The 17,509-nt window shown below is 64.2% G+C and carries 13 protein-coding genes; 5 read left to right on the forward strand and 8 right to left on the reverse strand.

Translation table 11 applies throughout. The annotated features are described in order from the left end of the window. Nucleotides 1-18: 18 nt before the first annotated feature. The 4 genes from rsmA to EUV02_RS11340 all read right to left on the reverse strand — a co-directional run bounded on the left by rsmA (nucleotide 19) and on the right by EUV02_RS11340 (nucleotide 5,607). Complete coding sequence (gene rsmA, locus EUV02_RS11325; RefSeq protein ID WP_207790161.1) at nucleotides 19-867, reverse strand: 16S rRNA (adenine(1518)-N(6)/adenine(1519)-N(6))-dimethyltransferase RsmA; 849 nt, start codon at nucleotides 865-867, stop codon at nucleotides 19-21. Continuing rightward, nucleotides 843-1,826 carry a 4-hydroxythreonine-4-phosphate dehydrogenase PdxA gene (gene pdxA, locus EUV02_RS11330; RefSeq protein WP_135246321.1) on the reverse strand — a complete coding sequence of 328 codons (984 nt, stop codon included), beginning with the start codon at nucleotides 1,824-1,826 and terminating at the stop codon, nucleotides 843-845. Before pdxA ends, rsmA begins: the two co-directional genes overlap by 25 nt. Nucleotides 1,827-1,835: 9 nt before the next feature. Then, the gene (locus tag EUV02_RS11335) at nucleotides 1,836-3,173 is read right to left on the reverse strand and encodes a peptidylprolyl isomerase (RefSeq protein ID WP_135246322.1); all 1,338 of its coding nucleotides are present in this window, start codon (nucleotides 3,171-3,173) and stop codon (nucleotides 1,836-1,838) included. 151 nt (nucleotides 3,174-3,324) lie between these two features. Beyond that, on the reverse strand, nucleotides 3,325-5,607 hold the full coding sequence (locus tag EUV02_RS11340) for an LPS-assembly protein LptD (RefSeq protein ID WP_243445869.1): 2,283 nt from the start codon (nucleotides 5,605-5,607) through the stop codon (nucleotides 3,325-3,327). Between the two features lie 171 nt (nucleotides 5,608-5,778). On the opposite strand from EUV02_RS11340, the gene EUV02_RS11345 reads away from it, so the two are divergent. From EUV02_RS11345 to EUV02_RS11355, 3 genes are all read left to right on the forward strand, one after another. Beyond that, complete coding sequence (locus EUV02_RS11345; RefSeq protein ID WP_135246505.1) at nucleotides 5,779-7,278, forward strand: leucyl aminopeptidase; 1,500 nt, start codon at nucleotides 5,779-5,781, stop codon at nucleotides 7,276-7,278. 25 nt (nucleotides 7,279-7,303) lie between these two features. Beyond that, nucleotides 7,304-7,762 (forward strand): DNA polymerase III subunit chi, encoded by a 459-nt coding sequence (locus tag EUV02_RS11350; RefSeq protein ID WP_135246323.1) that lies wholly within the window; start codon nucleotides 7,304-7,306, stop codon nucleotides 7,760-7,762. 89 nt (nucleotides 7,763-7,851) lie between these two features. Continuing rightward, the gene (locus EUV02_RS11355; protein ID WP_135246324.1) at nucleotides 7,852-9,408 is read left to right on the forward strand and encodes a Ppx/GppA family phosphatase; all 1,557 of its coding nucleotides are present in this window, start codon (nucleotides 7,852-7,854) and stop codon (nucleotides 9,406-9,408) included. Nucleotides 9,409-9,562: 154 nt separating this feature from the next. Here the strand turns inward: EUV02_RS11355 and EUV02_RS11360 are convergent, their stop codons facing one another. The 3 genes from EUV02_RS11360 to EUV02_RS15950 form a co-directional block, all read right to left on the reverse strand. Beyond that, nucleotides 9,563-10,405, reverse strand: coding sequence for a hypothetical protein (locus tag EUV02_RS11360; protein WP_135246325.1), 843 nt, complete (start codon nucleotides 10,403-10,405; stop codon nucleotides 9,563-9,565). A gap of 183 nt (nucleotides 10,406-10,588) precedes the next feature. After that, nucleotides 10,589-11,764: a ribonuclease D gene (rnd, locus tag EUV02_RS11365; RefSeq protein WP_135246326.1), complete on the reverse strand. Its 1,176-nt coding sequence runs from the start codon at nucleotides 11,762-11,764 to the stop codon at nucleotides 10,589-10,591. 92 nt (nucleotides 11,765-11,856) lie between these two features. Next, nucleotides 11,857-12,561, reverse strand: a complete 705-nt coding sequence (locus EUV02_RS15950; RefSeq protein WP_243445871.1) for a PEPxxWA-CTERM sorting domain-containing protein — start codon at nucleotides 12,559-12,561, stop codon at nucleotides 11,857-11,859. A gap of 240 nt (nucleotides 12,562-12,801) precedes the next feature. Here EUV02_RS15950 and aspS point away from each other — a divergent pair, with 240 nt between their 5' ends. Both aspS and EUV02_RS11380 read left to right on the forward strand, forming a co-directional pair. After that, the gene (gene aspS, locus EUV02_RS11375) at nucleotides 12,802-14,598 is read left to right on the forward strand and encodes an aspartate--tRNA ligase (RefSeq protein WP_135246327.1); all 1,797 of its coding nucleotides are present in this window, start codon (nucleotides 12,802-12,804) and stop codon (nucleotides 14,596-14,598) included. Between the two features lie 4 nt (nucleotides 14,599-14,602). After that, the gene (locus EUV02_RS11380) at nucleotides 14,603-15,448 is read left to right on the forward strand and encodes a polyphosphate kinase 2 family protein (protein ID WP_135246328.1); all 846 of its coding nucleotides are present in this window, start codon (nucleotides 14,603-14,605) and stop codon (nucleotides 15,446-15,448) included. Here the strand turns inward: EUV02_RS11380 and EUV02_RS11385 are convergent. After that, nucleotides 15,445-17,463 (reverse strand): lytic transglycosylase domain-containing protein, encoded by a 2,019-nt coding sequence (locus EUV02_RS11385; protein WP_166430605.1) that lies wholly within the window; start codon nucleotides 17,461-17,463, stop codon nucleotides 15,445-15,447. The genes EUV02_RS11380 and EUV02_RS11385 overlap by 4 nt on opposite strands. Nucleotides 17,464-17,509: the final 46 nt, after the last annotated feature.

Below are 17,509 nucleotides of genomic sequence, written 5' to 3' on the forward strand. Positions count from 1 at the left end.
CCTGCCCGCCGGAGGCCCTTAAAGCTCCGCCGCCAACGCCGCGAACTCCGCCACCGTCAACGTCTCGGCGCGGCGTTCGGGGTCGATACCGGTGCGTTGCAGCGCCTCGATACCACCGTTCAATGTCTTGAGGCTGGCGCGCAGCATCTTGCGGCGCTGGCCGAACGCGGCGGCGGTGACGGCTTCAATGCGTGCCATCGGCACGTCGAGCACCGGGTCCATGGGCACGATGTGGACGACGGCGGAGGCGACCTTGGGCGGCGGCGTGAACGCCTTGGCGGGCAGGTCGAACGCAATGCGCGGGCGGCTGCGGAACTGCGCCAGCACCGACAGCCGGCCATAGGCGTCAGAGCCGGCGGCGGCGACGATGCGCTGCGCGACTTCCTTCTGGAACATCAGCGTCAGGCTGGCCCACCAGGGCGGCCAGGGTTCGATGGTCAGCCAGCGCACCAGCAGCGCGGTGCCGATATTGTAGGGCAGGTTAGCGACTATATGCAGCGGGCCGGGCAGGGTGCCGCGCGGGTCATAGTCGAGCGCATCGCCGCCGACGACCTGCAAGCGGCCCGGTGCCAGGGCGCCGAGTTCGGCGAGTGCCGGCAATGCGCGGTCATCGCGTTCGACCGCCACGACATTGGCGCCGGCGCGCAGCAGTGCGCGCGTCAGCCCGCCGGGGCCGGGGCCGACTTCATAGACGCTGGCGCCGGCCAGCGGACCGGGTACGCGGGCGATACGGTCGAGCAGATTGCCATCGAGCAGGAAGTTCTGGCCGAGCGATTTTTTCGCGGCGAGGCCGTGGCGCGCGATGACCTCGCGCAGCGGCGGCAGGCTCAGCAGCGCGTCGGTCACGCGATGCGGCGTGCGGCGCATTCGCCCGCCATCCGGATTGCCGCGATGATGGCGTCGGGGCGCGCCAGCCGCTTGCCGGCGATATCGAATGCGGTGCCATGGTCGGGCGAGGTGCGGATGATCGGCAACCCCAGTGTAACGTTGACGCCGGCATCGAAATGCAGCGTTTTCAACGGGATGAGTGCCTGATCGTGATACATGCAGATGGCAGCGTCATAGCGCTCGCGGGCTGCCGCATGGAACATCGTGTCGGCCGCCAGCGGCCCGAACGCGTCGATGTCTTCGGCGCGCAGCGCCTCGATGGCGGGGGCGATAATGTCGATTTCCTCGCGCCCCAGCGTGCCGCCTTCGCCGGCGTGCGGGTTGAGCCCTGCGACGGCGAGGCGCGGTGCGGCGATACCGAAATCACGCTGCAACCCGCGAGCGGCGACGCGCGCGCGCGACACGATGAGCTCGGTGGTGAGTTGGCTGGCGACTTCGGACAAAGGCGTGTGGATGGTGATCGGCACGGTGCGCAGCGACGGCCCGGCCAGCATCATCACGGTGTTGCCTGCCGCCATGCCGCAGCGTTCGGCGATGAATTCGGTCTGGCCGGGGTGGGTGAAGCCGATGGCATAGAGCTGCGCCTTCGACACCGGGCCGGTGACCACGGCGCGCGCGCTGCCGGCGCGCGTCAAGCCGACGGCGATTTCGAGGCTGTCGAGCGCGCAGCGCGCGCCGGCGAGGTTGGGCTCGCCGGGGACGATTTCGCCGGGGTCGTCGACCTGGATCAGCGGCAGACCTTCGTCGAACGCGCGCACTGCTTCGTCCGGACCCGATACGATGGAAATCGGCCCGTCCCACACGGCGCGCAGCGAGCGCTTGTCGCCGATCGCGAAGAACGGCGGCAGCCCGGCTTCGCGGCGCTGTGCCCACGCCAGCGCGATGATTTCGGGCCCGATGCCGGCGGGATCGCCAAGCGCAACCGCGAGCGCGTCCATCAGTCGCGCCTAGCGATAGTCGATCACCGCGTCGCGACGCAGGTCGCGCAGGTAGCGGCGGGCGCGCATGTTGACGCGTTCCTCGTTGAGCTGCGCATAAACTTCGTCGAACGATGCCGACTGCGCCTTGACCCCGGCGTCGTCGCGGCCGCACAGCACCAGCACGCGGACGCCGTCCTTGGCCGAGCCGAACGGCGGCGTCGCCTGGCCGACCGACAGCGTCTTCATCATTTCCTGCAGCGCTGGCGGCAAGTCCTTGATGCGGATGGCGTCGTTGATCGCGACTGTGGCGCCGATTTCCTTTGCCACGGTTTCGACACGGCCGCAGCCGCCCATGTCCTGCGTGACCTTCTGGAAATTGGCGACCACCGCCTTGGCTTCGGGCTCGGTAATGCCCGGCTTGAACTGGATGGCCATCTGCTTGAGGCTGAGAACGGCGTTTGCCGGATCAGCGGCGAGCACCTGGCGCTTTTCGATCAGCGCCATAATGGCGATGCCGCCCGGCACCACGATCGGGTCGCTGATGGTGGCGGGCTGCAACGCCGTGACGACCGGCCCGACGGCATCATTGAGTTGTCCGGCGCGGACCCAGCCAAGCTCGCCGCCGACACCGGCGGTCGAAGCTTCGGAGAACTGCCGGGCATAGGCGACGAACGACGCGCCGCCGCGGATCTGCTGGACGATGCGCTGCGCGTCGGCCATGACGCGCGCCTGGTTTTCGGGGGTGGCGCTCAGGAAGATTTCGCCAACGCGATATTCTTCGGTGCCCTTGGCGGCGTTGAGCTTGTCGAGCAGCGCCTGAACCTCCTCGTCGCCGACGGTGACAGTGGGTTCGACCTTGCGGCGCAGCAGCCGCGACCATGCCATTTCGCCGCGAATCTGCGCCTTGATCGATGCCGCCGAGGCACCGTTCTGCACCAGAAAGGCGCTGAACTGTTCAGGCGTCTGCTTGAAGTTGGCGGCAACGCGCTGGAAGGCTTTTTCAACTTCGGCGTCGCTGATGCGGATTTCGTTGCTCGCGGCTTCCTGGATTTCGAGCTTTTCATCGATCAGGTTGCGCAGCACCTGCAGCCGCAGCTTGTTGCGTTCATCGGGCGAAATCTGCGCACCATTGGCGGCGATCACCAGATTGAGCCGCTGTTCGACATCGGTGTCGGTGATGATGTCTCCGTTGACGATGACGGTCGCCTTGCGCACCGACGGATCGGCCTGGCCGAGCACGCGCAGTTCGGGGCTGTCGAAGCCCATATCCTCCTGGCCCGGGCCCTGCTGCGCCAGCACGGGCATGGCCGACATGCCGGCGCCAAGCAACGCTGCCGCAAGAACCAGACGAAAACGCGAAAGCATTCAATTCTCCCGAAAGCAGTTCCATCGAGGTTCCGTCCGCCGCGGCCCCATTGCCATGCGTCGACCGGCGCTTCCCCAACGCCTTCCGGCGCATCCTCTACAGCGTCACGCCGCTAACTGAAAGCGCTTAGCTGGACCGTTTACCGGTGGGTTACTGAACCTTGGGTGACGGGCCGAGGTTTTTGAGCGCTACGGTGAACAAATAGGTGTTGCCCGGCCGGTAGTCGCGGTCGAACGTATAGTCGTGGCGCCAGCTGAAGCCGATGCGGAAACATTCATCCTCATAGGCCACGCCGATCCGGTGGCGCACCGGCGAGAAGCCATCATTGGTCGTCGTCGGGTCTTCGGATGTCGACGTCAGATCGACGATACTCGACGCGAAGATCGACCAGTATTTGGCAAACACCACGCGGCCGCCGACGCGCAATTCCTCGCGGTCGGCAAGGTCCTCGATCGGGATGTTGCGGTTGAGCTTGACGTAGGCGACCGTCGCATAGGTCTGGCTGTTGCCGACCGCGATGTCGATTTCGTTGGCGCGCGCGGCAAAGCTGTTGGGGTCAAAGCGCAGGCTCTGGGTTATTTCGAGCAGCTTGCCGACTTGCAGCGTGGTGCGCGTGACAATGTCCGACACCTTGCCCGACAGGCCGGTGCCCGGCGGCAGGAACTCGTTGCTGGTGTCGAAGCGGTAGCTCTGGCCGATCTGCGTGCGCAGTGCCAGCCGCGGCCGGTCGAGCGTGTATTCGACGCCGTAGGTGACGCGCGTGCCGCCCTCCCAGCGGTCATAGCCGGGGAAGCGGTTGATCGAGAACAGGTCGACGGTGTTGAAGTTGATCGAGCGCGCATCCTCGTTGGGGATGTTGGTGTTGCGCCCCGTCGGGCTGGCGACGAACTGCACGCGCGGTGTCAGCGTCTGCACGCCGCCGAATGCCGGCCCCGCCAGCGGCCAGCGGAAATCGAGCGCGGCGGCGGGCAGGAAACGCGTGTGCCAGCCGTCGCGACCGGCATAGATCGGCAGGTCGGCGAGCACGGTCTCGCTGGCGTGGTAGACGTCGCCGCGGATCTGCGCCAACGCGTCGATGCGCAGGCCGCCCTTGGTAATCGTGTCGATGTTCCACACCGCGCTGGCCAGCGCACGCTGCATGTCGGTGCCGTCGGTGCGCGTGATGACGAGGCTGTTGGCGTTGACCGCGAGATGGCCGCCGAGAATCGTTTCCTCGGGGTTCCACAGATAGTTGATCAGCGGCAGTGCTACCGGCGAGGCACCGAAGCTGTCTCCGACCGCGAGGCCCTGGAACGCCCAGCCCTGGATCGACAGATAGCTGTCCGACCCGAAGCGTTCGACGTTGAACGTCGAGCGCAGCGTGTCATCGAGCGAAATGTCGTAGCGCCGCGTGAAGGTGTCGTCGGTGGCGTAGCGCGCCGAAAATGTCGTGCGCCAGTTTTCGTTGTGCTGGAATTGGCCGTTGGCGGCGAAATAGCCGCGAAACTGCTCGCCGGTTTCAAGCCGCGTCACATTGTCGGGTGCCAGAACCGTCCGCGCCGCATAGGTCATCAGTCCCGAAAACTGTACTGGCCCTTGCGCGAGCAATTGGCGGTATTCGAAGCCCAACGCCGGATTGACCGCGGTGTAGATCCACGGCGTGATCGTCAGATCCTTGTCGGGCGCGATCGACCACAGATACGGCACCGCCAGCCCGAAGCCGAGGTTGGCGTTGTACGACAGGATCGGCACCAGCAGGCCGGTGGCGCGGGTCGCAACGCCGTCGGGGTGCGACATCGTCGGCAGGAACATCACCGGCTGCCCGAAGAAATCGAGCGTCGCGTCCTTGTAGCTGATGCGGTGTTTGACCGGATCGTGCGTGACCTTGACGGCACGCACCTGCCATAACGGCTCCTTGGCGCAGCCATCGGCGCCAACCACCGAACACGGCGAATAAACCGCGTGGTTCATCACCGTCTTACCCGAAATCCGCACGCCCGATTGCGCCGCCAGCCGCCCGCCGCCTTCGAGCACCAGCAAGATATTGTCGAGCGCGCCGTCACGCAGCGAATCGGTGAGCTCGACGCGGTCGCCAAACACGCGGTTGCCGCTCGGGTCAGTCGTGGTGACATTGCCCGTCGCGATGATCTGCCCAGTGGTGCGGTCCCAGCTCACCGAATCGGCGGTCAGCACATAGCCGTCGCGGCTGATGTGCACGGCGCCCTGCGCGGTGACGATCTGGTCGTTGTCCGAATAGCCGATCTGGTCGGCGGCGAAATCGATGGTGTCGCCGGGCTTGAGCGCGGCGGGCAGCGGCACCGGCTGCTTGGCGGCAGGCTTGGCGGGGTCGTAGTTGTTCGTCGTGACATCCGCCGACGGCGTCACATAGTCCTGCGCCATCGCCGCCGAGGCCAGCAGCGATGCCACCAGCGCCGCCAGCTTCGGGGCCGTCACGGCAACATTGCGGGCAAGGCGAGGGGGCAAGCGGTACTCCGGCGGGAAGTCTGGTCTGCGTCTTAGGCCGCACCACCGCTGCCCGCAAGGCGCGGGCTTTACGCAGCTAGGCTTTACGGGGGCGGCCCCTCGACGCTAGATGACAGCAACTTGCAAATGGAAAGACTTCAGATGGACATCGCCTTCCAGACCACTGCCGCTGCCGATCCCGCCGGCACGCTCGTCGTTTTCGCTGCCAAGGACGCGGTGCTGTCGCGCGCCGCGCAGGCGCTCGATACCAAACTCGGCGGGCAGATCGTCCGCGCCCTCAAGAGCGCGCGCTTCGAAGGTGACGTCGCCAGCCTCGTCGAAATCCTCGCGCCCGCCGGCATGGCGGCATCGCGCGTCATCGTCGCCGGCACCGGGCCCGCCGGCAAGGCCGATGCCGGCACATTCGAAAAGATCGGCGGCGCGCTCGCCGCGAAGCTGCTGACCAGCGGCGAAACTGCCGTGACGGTCGATTTCGACGGCGTCGACGATATCGCCATCTCGCGCGACGAAGCTGCTGCACGGTTGGCGCATGGCAGTGCGCTGCGAAGCTGGCGCTATGACCTGTATCGCACCAAGCTCAAGCCCAACCAGAAGCCGACGCTGGCGGCGCTGACTGTCGTCAATGCCCCCGCTGGTGCCGACGCCGCACACACCGCGCTCGCCGCCCTGGCGCGCGGCGTCGGCGTGGCGCGCGAGCTCGTCACCGAGCCGGCGAACATCATCTACCCCGAAAGCTTCGTCGAGCGCGTCAAGAGTCTCGCGCCCGCCGGCCTCGTCATCGAAACGCTCGACGAACCGGCGATGAAGAAGCTCGGCATGGGCGCGCTGCTCGGCGTGTCGCAGGGCTCGGTGCGGCCGCCGCGCATGCTGGTGCTGCGCTGGAACGGCACCGGTGATGCCAATGCCAAGCCCGTCGTGCTCGTCGGCAAGGGCGTGACCTTCGACACCGGCGGCATTTCGCTCAAGCCGCCCGCCGGCATGGAAGACATGAAGTGGGACATGGGCGGCGCGGCCGCCGTCGCCGGCGCACTGACGTCGCTCGCCGCACGTGGTGCCAAGGCGCACGTCATCGGCGTCTGCGGGCTCGTTGAAAACATGCCCGACGGCAATGCCCAGCGCCCCGGCGACGTGGTCACCAGCATGTCGGGTCAGACCATCGAAGTCATCAACACCGATGCCGAAGGCCGTCTCGTGCTCTGCGACGCGATCTGGTGGGCGCAGGAAACCTTCAACCCCGAAGTCGTCGTCGATCTGGCAACGCTGACCGGCGCCATAATCATCACGCTCGGCCATGAATATGCCGGCTGCTTCAGCAACGACGACGGCCTCGCCGCCAAGCTGCTCGCCGCCGGTGACGCCAGCGGCGACAAATTGTGGCGCATGCCGATCGGCGACGCCTACGACAAGCTGATCGACTCGCCGATCGCCGACATCAAGAACGTCGGCCCGCGCGAAGGCGGCTCGATCACCGCGGCGCAGTTCATCCAGCGCTTCGTCAAGCCCGGCGTCAAATGGGCGCACCTCGATATCGCCGGTATGGTCTGGGCGGCAAGCGCCGGCCCGCTGTGGGACAAGGGCGCCACCGGCTACGGCGTGCGCCTGCTCGACCGCTTCATTGCGGATAACTACGAGAGCAAGTGAGCGTAGGCGAACAAAAGCCCACCCAGTGAGCAACTACGGCTTCTACCAGCTGATGACGCGGCAGCTCGACGCCGTCGTGCCGCGGCTGCTCGAAAAGGTGATCGCGGCGGGGCACCGAGTGCTGCTCATCGGCGATGACCGCGCCGTGCTGCAAAAGCTCGACGTCGCGCTGTGGAGTTATGCGCCTGCGTCGTTCCTGCCACACGCGCTCGTCGGCGAAGACGGTAGCGTCGACGAACCCGCCGAACAGGCCGTGCTGCTCGCCACCGAAGCGACCAACCTCAACGGCGCCGATGTGCTGATGTGCGTCGGCGGCGGCCTGCCCGACAGCGCCAATGACTTTGCGCGCGTGCTGCTGCTGTTCGACGGCAACGACAACGCCGCACTGCAAATGGCGCGGCGCCAGTGGAAGGCGCTCGGCGGCGGCGGGCACCAACTTACCTATTGGAAAGAAAGCGGCGGCGGCTGGGAGAAGGCCGGGTAGGGCGCACATCCGCTGGCGCTAACCCACCGACCGCGCTATGCAGTCAGCGCGCGACGCCGGGGGCGGCGGCGCGCAGGCGCCGGGCAATCATGCCGGCGCCGGGGCGAGTGGAGGCGAACCTGCCGGCGACCAATTTCGTGCCGCAGCTCGATCTGATCGAGGGCCTGGCGCCGACCCGTGCCGGGCTGGCCGGCATCATCGACATCGGCTCGAACTCGATCCGGCTTGTCGTCTATCAGGGCCTGTCGCGCGTGCCCCCCGTCATCTTCAACGAGAAAGTCATGGCCGGTCTCGGCCGCGGCGTCGCCACTGACGGCAAGCTCGATGCCGGCGCCATCGGCGTCGCGCTGACCGCGCTGTCGCGCTTTGCAATGCTGGCGCACGACATGGCGGTCACCTCGCTGCGCACCGTCGCCACCGCCGCGGTGCGCGAGGCATCGAACGCCGATGAATTCGTCCGGCTGGTCCGCGAACATTGCGGCCTCGAAGTCGAAATCATCGACGGCGAGGCCGAAGCCCGCGCCGCAGCCTTAGGCGTCATTGCCGGCATCCCCGAAGCCGATGGCGTCATCGGCGACCTCGGCGGCGGTAGTCTGGAGCTGGTGCGCGTGTCGGGGGGCCAAGCGCACGAGTGGATCTCGCTGCCGATCGGCTCGCTGCGGCTCGATGCGGTGCGCAAGCGCGGCCAGCGCCAGCTCGTGCCGTTCATCAAAAAGGCGCTCGACCGCGTCGGCTGGGCGCAGGCCGGGCGCGGCAAGCCGTTCTACATGGTCGGCGGTTCCTGGCGCGCGCTGACGCAGCTGCACATCCACCTGACCGACTATCCGTTGCCGGTGGTGCACCAATATACGATGGACGCCGGCGCCCCCGACCGGCTGGCGCGCTCGCTGGCGCAGACCAATCCGCGATCTTTGCGCGACATTCCCGCGATGTCGAGCTCGCGCATCCCGTCGCTGCCCGGTGCCGCGACGCTGCTCGGCGCCGTCGTCAAGAAACTCGGCAGCAGCAGCGTCGTCGCCAGCGCCTATGGCCTGCGCGAAGGGCTGCTCTACGCGCAACTCCCCGCCGCCCAGCAACGCGAGGACCCGCTGCTCGCCGCCGCGCGCCACGAAGGCGAACGCCAGGGCCGCTTCCCCGAACACGGCGACCTGCTGATGACGTGGATGGACGGGTTGTTCGAAGCCGACGAAACCCTCGCCGACCGCCGCATCCGCTGGGCCGCCAGCCTGCTCAGCGACGTCGCCTGGCGCGCCCACCCCGATTTCCGCGCCGAACGCGGCCTCGAGCTCGCGCTCCACGGCAACTGGGTGGCGATCACCGCCCCCGAACGCGCCATGCTCGCCGCCGCACTCTTCTCGTGCTTCGGCGGCAGCCCGACCGCGCCGCAAGTCGCCTCCTTCGCCGCACTCGCCACCCCCGCGCAACTCGCCCGCGCCCGCAGCTGGGGCATGGCGCTGCGGCTGGGCCAACGCCTCACCGGCGGCACCGCCAAGCCGCTGGTGGCCAGCCGCCTCTGGCGCGACGGCAGCGCCCTCGTGCTCAGCCTCGCCCAACGCGACGCCCCGCTCTACGGCGAGGCCGTGGCACGGCGGCTGAAAACCCTCGCCGGCGCCTTGGGGCTGACGCCCGAGTTTCGGGTGAGTTAGGGGAAGCGGGAAGGGCCTCCGGCGGGCAGGGCTGAGCCCTGCACCCGACTTCCAGAACAACTATCGACGGTGTGTTGTTTAGATTTTTATCCGAAGTAATTATCGGTAAAATTTGAAATTGATTGGTCAATTGTAATCGGAATTATGAAAAAGATCATCTATATTTGGCGGCCACGTTGGAATCTATATCAGCAGTCGTTTTGCCGAAAGCGGTATTAGAATTTAGCCAGGATTCAATTTCCTTAAAATTTTCGATAGTTATCGTTCTTTTTGCGGGATCAAGCGGAACTCGGTGCTCGACTTTGTTATCAAATAAGTCGCTTAGAAGTAAATTCTGCAAATCTACTAAAAAATCGTCTGTATATGCTATTGAATCTTCAACATTATCGATAAATGCCGAAAATATTTCCTTAATCTTCGGCAAATCTTCCTTCTTTGGAGGTTCGTATGGAAATGTGCCTCCATTTGGGTTTTCGACAGGAACAATTGGCATTACGTGCATCATGAATTCTGAAAACATAAGTGCATTTGTATTATGCAATACACTGTTCAAAGCTGCTCGGAAAATCAACAAACGTGGGTCGATTACACGACGATTCTCAACTAGAAATATTAATTTAATTGTGGAGTCCGAGAATCGACCATAGGCGGCTAAAATTTCTGGGAATCGTGCGGTAGGTACGTCGAACGACATACCTACACCTGCTGCAAGGCTGGCAACAGCCAGTTGCATATCAAGCCCGCGAATTTCGTTCGCTAGTTCTATAGCGGCGTCAGCCATCACGCGAGTAACAGCAACCGCATCCTCGTACATCGACGCTTTTAGCTTACGTCGCTCATTCTCAATAATTGACCTACGTGATTGGCGGCCTTGTGCACCGATTTGGAATACGACGGCACTAAACCCAAAGAATGCAGCTGCGCAGGTTGCGCCAGCGCCAATGATTGAGGCCTTAATCGTCGAATCGCATGATTGCCAAATTGCAATTAGATCCATTTTGCTGGTCCATTCGGTTTAGATGGTCCGCTATCCGTGTTTACTTCCTTGGTCCTTCTTTTGCAGCTTGGTTTGATTTCAGCGTTGGTCTGAAAATATTGTAGACCCTATTCCCACATTGCAGCCAAATCTGACTATTGATCAGTCGGGTGCAGGGCTCAGCCCTGCCCGCCGGAGGCCCTTTTACTCTACCTCTACCCCGGTCCCCGTCATCGTCAGCTTGCCGTCGCGCACCGTGAAGGCGAGGTGGCCGTCCACCAGCGCGAGCGCGTCCTTGCCGAAGATGTCGAAGCGCCAGCCGTTCAGCACCGGCAGGCCGTCGCGGACGCCGGCGGCGATGGCGTCGAGCTCGTCACCTTTGACGACCAACTTGGGCGCGACATTGGCTTCCTTGGCGCGGATTTTGAGGAGGAGTTTGAGCAGGTCGGCGATCAGCGCGCCTTCGGAACTGAGGCCGGGGCGCGAGACTTCACGGACGGGCATTTCGTCGGCGGGCAGCGGCGTGGCGGCGGCGAGCGCGGCGCACAGGCGCTTGCCGATGTCGTTGCTCGCCCAGCTGGTTGACAGCCCGCGCATGCGCGCGAGGTCGTTTTGCGTGGCGGGCGGCGAGGCGGCGAGTTCGCCCAAGGTTTCATCCTTGACGATGCGGCCGCGCGGCACGTCCTTGCTCTGTGCCTCGCGCTCGCGCCATGCGGCGAGCGCTTTCAGGCGCCCGAGGATGACGGGGTTGCGGTTGGGCAGGCGCAGGCGTTGCCACGCGGTATCGGGGTCATTGGCGTAGGTTGCGGGGTTCGACGCGCGCGCCATTTCGTCATCGAGCCAGGCGCCGCGGCCGGTTTTCATCAGCTTGGCGAGCATTTTGGGGAACAGCGCGGCCAAGTGCGTAACGTCGCCGATGGCATAGTCGATCTGCCGGTCATTGAGCGGCCGGCGCGCCCAGTCGGTAAAGCGCGCGCCCTTGTCGATGGCGACGCCGAGGAACGACTGGACGAGGTTGGTGTAGCTGACCTGCTCGCCTTGCCCGAGCGCCATCGCGGCGATCTGCGTGTCGAACAGCGGGGTCGGGGTCTTGCCGGTCAGGTTGTAGATGATTTCGAGGTCCTGGCCGCCGGCGTGGAAGACCTTGAGTACCGGTTCCTCGACGAGCAGGTCGAGCAGCGGCTTGAGGTCAAGGTCGGGCGACTTCGGGTCGATCGCGGCGGCTTCCCCGCCACCGGCGATCTGCACGAGGCACAAATCGGGGTAGAAGGTGTTTTCGCGCATGAATTCGGTATCGACAGTGACGAAGTCGGCCGCGGCAAGACGGGTGCAAAGCGCGGCGAGCGTGGCGGTGTCGGTGATCAGCGGATGGATATGCATTTGCCGTTCATAGTGCGTACGCTGTCGCATCGCTAGCATCGATGCGCGCTGCGCCTGCCGAAGTCCGACAGGCGCAGGCTCTATGGTACAAATCAGCTCAAGGCCGCTTCGCGCCGCCTCCGCATCGCTGCACCGGTCAGGCCGAAACCTGCAATCATCATTGCCCAATTCGCTGGCTCTGGCACCGCGGCTAAAGTCACGTTACTAATTGCCATGGAGGCATAAGTTTCGTGCACGTACGAACCAGTTGAAAAATCATATGCGTAAGAATGGAAAATACCATAGGCATAGCCGTTGGATTCAACATTATAACTAAACGGATCTTGAATAGACGACGGAATATTTCCTACAAAATCATAGACAGAATTCTGAGTAAATGTTCTATATTCAATTTCTTTATTAACATATATGTGTTCGGCCTCATGAAATTGTTGACTCTGCAAGCCGTCGTTATAACCCCAAATCAACCCGTAGGAGCGGGGCGAGAATGACGTGGTAACGCCGCCGATCGTCACCTTTGTCCACAACGCAGGTGACAAAACGCCAGTCAAATCCCCGCCATACAATTTGTTGGTGGTCGGCGTAGCTACGATGTTGCCTCGCGTTGTATCGTAACCATAAACCATCTGGTACGGCAAAAAGCCAAGATCGGCCCCCGGAGTCCCGAAAATCCCAGTTTGGTCATAGCCCCAGTCGACTGTACCGGTGTAGGTCACTTTGACGATTATCGCCGAAACTGGGGTTGCAATGGTTGCAAGCGCAAGGATCACGCCAGAAAATAAATAAATCTTCAACACTTTACTCCACTCATTTTAGTACAGAAATCAAATAGAACAGATGCAGTGAATATCTCATGGATACTCGCTGTCAAGCGAATCATCTGGACGGGAAACGCGTGCCGCGCACCCACCGCTGACGACCCCAAATGGGCTCTCGCCAGCGGCATTACGCCCCGCGTCGGCGCTCGAACCTTGACATTTTGTCGCTCAGCGTGTGTCACGCCCCGCTTATTGCCCTGTTCAGAATGATCGGTTCCCATGCACGTCTATCGCTCACACACTTGCGCCCAGCTCCGGCTGGAGGATGCCGGCAGCACCGCGCGGCTTTCGGGCTGGGTGCACCGCAAGCGCGACCATGGCGGCGTGCTGTTCATCGATTTGCGCGACCATTACGGGCTGACGCAGATTGTGTCGAACACCGGTGATTCGGCGTTTGCGGTGCTCGATGCGCTGCGTGCGGAATCGGTGATTACCGTAACCGGCGATGTCGTGGCGCGCGGGGAGGGCATGGTCAATCCGAACCTGCCGACGGGTGCCATCGAAGTCCGTGCGGTCGATGTGACGGTGCAGTCTTCGGCGACCGACCTGCCGCTGCCGGTGGCGGGCGAGCAGGAGTATCCCGAGGATATCCGCCTCAAGTACCGCTTCCTCGATCTGCGTCGCGAACGGCTGCACCGCAACATCATGCTGCGTTCGAACGTCATCGCTTCGCTGCGCCGCCGGATGATCGACCAGGGCTTCACCGAGTTCCAGACGCCGATCCTGACGGCATCGTCGCCCGAAGGCGCGCGCGACTTCCTGGTGCCGAGCCGCGTGCATCCGGGCAAGTTCTATGCGCTGCCGCAGGCGCCGCAGATGTTCAAGCAGTTGCTGATGGTCGCCGGCTTCGACCGCTATTTCCAGATTGCGCCGTGCTTCCGCGACGAGGACGCGCGCGCCGACCGTTCGCCGGGTGAGTTCTATCAGCTCGACTTCGAAATGAGCTTTGTCACGCAAGACGATGTTTTTGCAGCGATTGAACCTGTGCTGGCGGGCGTGTTCGACGAGTTCGCCGGCTTCGCGACGGGTGAACCCTGGGCGGTGACCAAGCCGCCGTTCCCGCGCATTGCCTATGCCGAATCGATGCTCAAGTACGGCAACGACAAGCCCGACCTGCGCAACCCGCTGGTCATTCAGGACGTCACCGAACATTTCCGCGACAGCGGCTTCGGCATCTTCGCCAAGATGATCGAAACCGGCGCGGTGGTGCGCGCAATTCCGGCGCCGGGTGCCGGCCTGCGGCCGCGCAGCTTCTTCGACGGCATGAACGACTGGGCGCGCAGCGAAGGCTGGGCGGGGCTCGGCTACACCAACTTCAAGGGTGGCGAGGCCGGTGGCCCGATCGCCAAGAACATCGGTGGCGAGCGCATGGCGGCGATTGTCGCGCAGCTCGGGCTGGGGCCTGACGACGGCGTGTTCTTCGCTGCCGACAAGCCGCTCAAGGCGGCGAAGCTGGCGGGTCTGGCGCGTACCAAGGTCGGCGAAGACCTAGGGCTGATCGAGCAGGGCGCGTTCAAATTCTGCTGGATCGTCGATTTCCCGATGTTCGAATATGACGAGGACGCCAAGAAGGTCGACTTCAGCCACAACCCGTTCTCGATGCCGCAGGGCGAGCTGGAAGCGCTGGAAACCAAGGACCCGCTCGACATCCTGGCGTACCAGTATGACATCGTCTGCAACGGCATCGAGCTGTCGTCGGGCGCCATCCGCAACCATCGCCCCGAAATCATGTACAAGGCGTTCGAAATCGCCGGTTACAGCCGTGAAGACGTCGACCGCGATTTCGCCGGCATGATCAACGCCTTCAAGTTCGGCGCGCCGCCGCACGGTGGCTCGGCGCCGGGTGTCGACCGCATTGTGATGCTGCTGGCGAACGAGCCCAACATCCGCGAGGTCGTGCTGTTCCCGATGAACCAGAAGGCCGAGGACCTGATGATGAACGCACCGTCGGCGGTGACGCCGAAGCAGCTGCGCGAACTTCATATCCGGACTGTCGAACCGGTGGCAAAGGCCTGATATCATGTCGAAGATCAACCTCAAGGATTACGAATTCGAAGGGAAGATCGACGACGATGACTATGACAAGGAGCTCAAGCGGCTGCAGTTCCAGCTGCAGATCATCCAGGCCGCGTATATGCGGCAGGGGCTGCGCGGGCTGATCACGCTCGAGGGCTGGGATGCCAGCGGCAAGGGCGGGCTGATCCAGCGCATGACCGCCGAGACCGACCCGCGCTTTACCAAGGTCTGGTCGATCGGTGCGCCGAGTAAGGACGAGCTGGCGCACCATTTCCTGTGGCGCTTCTGGACGCGGCTGCCCGCCGATCGCGAAGTCGCGGTGTTCGACCGCAGCTGGTACGGGCGCGTGCTCGTCGAGCGCGTCGATGAACTGACGCCGGTCAAGATCTGGAAGCAGGCCTATGACGAGATCAATGACTTCGAGGCGACACAGGTCAACTGCGGGACGCGGCTGGTGAAACTGTTCCTCCATACGACGCAGGAAGAACAGGACAAGCGGCTGCGCGAGCGGCTGGAGGTGCCGTACAAGCGCTGGAAGACCGGGCTCGACGACTATCACAATCGCAGCAAGCGCGCCGAATACCTCGACGCCTATGACGACATGTTCGACAAGTGCAGCCCCAAGCACGCGCCCTGGGTGGTGATTGCCGCGAACGACAAGAAATACGCGCGTATCAAGGGCTTGCAGGCGGTCGTTGATGCACTGGGTGCGGATGTGGACACCAGCTACCCCGAAATCGCGCCCGAGTTGCTGGCGGTTGCCGAAGCCGCGCTAGGGCCGCTCGACCTGGCGCCAGGCAAAAACGGCGGCAAGAACGGATCCGGCAAGAACGGTGGCGGCAAGGCCTAGCCCGGGTCGCGCTTGCCGAGGTAGGCACTCAGCCGGTTGGTCGTCGGCATCGTCGAATTTTCTGGGTTGAGCAGGTCGTAGACCACTGCATTTTCGAGCACGCGCTGCACATAGGTGCGCGTTTCGGACAGCGTGATCATTTCGACCCAGTCGACGACATCGGTACCGGGCAGCCGCGGATCACCGTTCGCCGCGATGAACTTGCGGGCATTGCCGGGGCCGGCGTTGTACGACGCGACCGCAAGCAAATGGCTGCCATCGAATGAGTTGCGGACGCGCTCGTAATAGGCCGCACCCAGCGTGACGTTGTAGGTCGGGTCTTCGATCAGGCGGCTGACGTTGAACGGCAGCCCTAACTTGATCGCGGTTTCCTGCGCGGTGGCAGGCATCAGCTGCATCAGCCCGCGCGCGCCGGCGCCGCTGGTCGCGGTACGGTCGAACTGGCTTTCCTGGCGCGTGATGGCGTGGATCATCGTCCAGCTCGAGTTGAGGTTGGCGGGCAGCGACAGTCGTGGGAAGGCCAGCGGGATCATGCTGAGTTCGCCGCTGGCGCGCGACGCCTTGCCCATCAGCACGCCGATTTCGGGGCGCCCAAGCGGCCCGGCGAGATCGGCGACCAGCCGTGCCTGTTCGGCGGTTTCGGCATCTTCGACCAATGCGCGAATGAACAGTGTCTGCAGGTTGCGCTGGTCGATTTCACCGAGCGCGACCACCGCCTTGACCAGCGAATTTTGCGCGAAGTCGTTGCGGGCAGCCGAACTGACCGACGGCGGCGGCGTCTTCTTGAGCGCCAGCGACTGGCCGAGGCGTTCGGTCGCGAGCTGGCCATAGAAATAGTCTGGGTGGGTGGCGGCTTCGGCGTAGAACTTGTCGGCCTTGGCACGCTGTCCGGCGGCCTCTGCGGCGCGGCCCGACCAGTAATCGCCGCGCGCCATGCTGACCGGCGTCAGCGCGGCGTAGCGGACATTCTGGAAGTGGTCGAGCGCTGCCGGCGCGCGGTTGAGACGGCGCAGCGCCGTCCAGCCGGCGAGGAATTCATTGTCGATATAGGCCTGGCGGTCGGCGAGCGAGTGCTCGTTGAGCCCGCGCCCGAGCGCAAAGGCGCGGTGGTTGGCGAACAGCCGGTAGGCGGTTTCGGTGTCGCCGTCGCGCAGTGCCGCGCGGCCGAGTTCGAGGCGGGCCTTGAGCCAGACTTCGGCATCGACGACCGAGCCGCGGGTGATGTTCGCCGACGCCATAAGCGCGCGCGCGCCCTGGACATTGCCGCTGCGCTTCATCGCGTTGACGCGGTCGAGGATGAGCCCGGGGTCGTTTTGCTGGTCGGCGGGTAGTGCCGCGAGCATTGCCTCTGCGCCCGGATTGCCGCTACGGAACGCCAGTCGCGTGTTGGCGAGCGGCTGCGACGCTGCCGGCATGCGTGGCAGCAAGCGCGTCGCGGCACTGGTCTGATTGGCCCAGAGCAACCGGTCGAAGCGCAACCGGTTGTCGTCGGGGGTGATGACATTGCCGAAACGCGCCAGCAGCTCGGCCTCCTGGCCCGAATCGAGCCCCGACGAATCCCACGCATCCTTGGCCATCGCGGTGGCGTCGGCAGTGCGGCCGGTCGCGGCATAGGCCTCGGCAAGGCGCAGCTTGCCGACGGCGGAAATTGGCGGGTTGGCGCTGAAGAATGCCAGCCTGTCAGCTGCCGGGGTCGCGCCGTTGATGCTGCGTTCGGCATGGCGGCGGATCGTGCTGTTCGCCGGCCAGCCCGGATGGCCTTTCAGGAATGTGGTATATTCGGACAGCGGCGCGTCATAGGCGTCGCGGCGCAGCCGGTCCCATTGCACGACGGCGTCGAGCGTCGGGTCCGACGGCCGGCTCATCATCGGATCGAGCGGCTCGGTGCTGAAGCGGTCGCGGGCATTGTCGGCGAGCTTGGCGGTGTAATAGCTGCGCATCAGCGCGTCGGTTGCGGCAAATGCACCGCCGGTGACGGCGAGCAACAGCGCTCCGGCGATGAGAGTGCTGGACAAGCGGAAATTAGGCTTCATATCACTTTTCGCGTAACGGCGGCTTGCA

It is taken from the genome of Glacieibacterium arshaanense, from assembly GCF_004681125.1.
In the GTDB taxonomy this organism is placed as follows: domain Bacteria; phylum Pseudomonadota; class Alphaproteobacteria; order Sphingomonadales; family Sphingomonadaceae; genus Polymorphobacter_A; species Polymorphobacter_A arshaanense.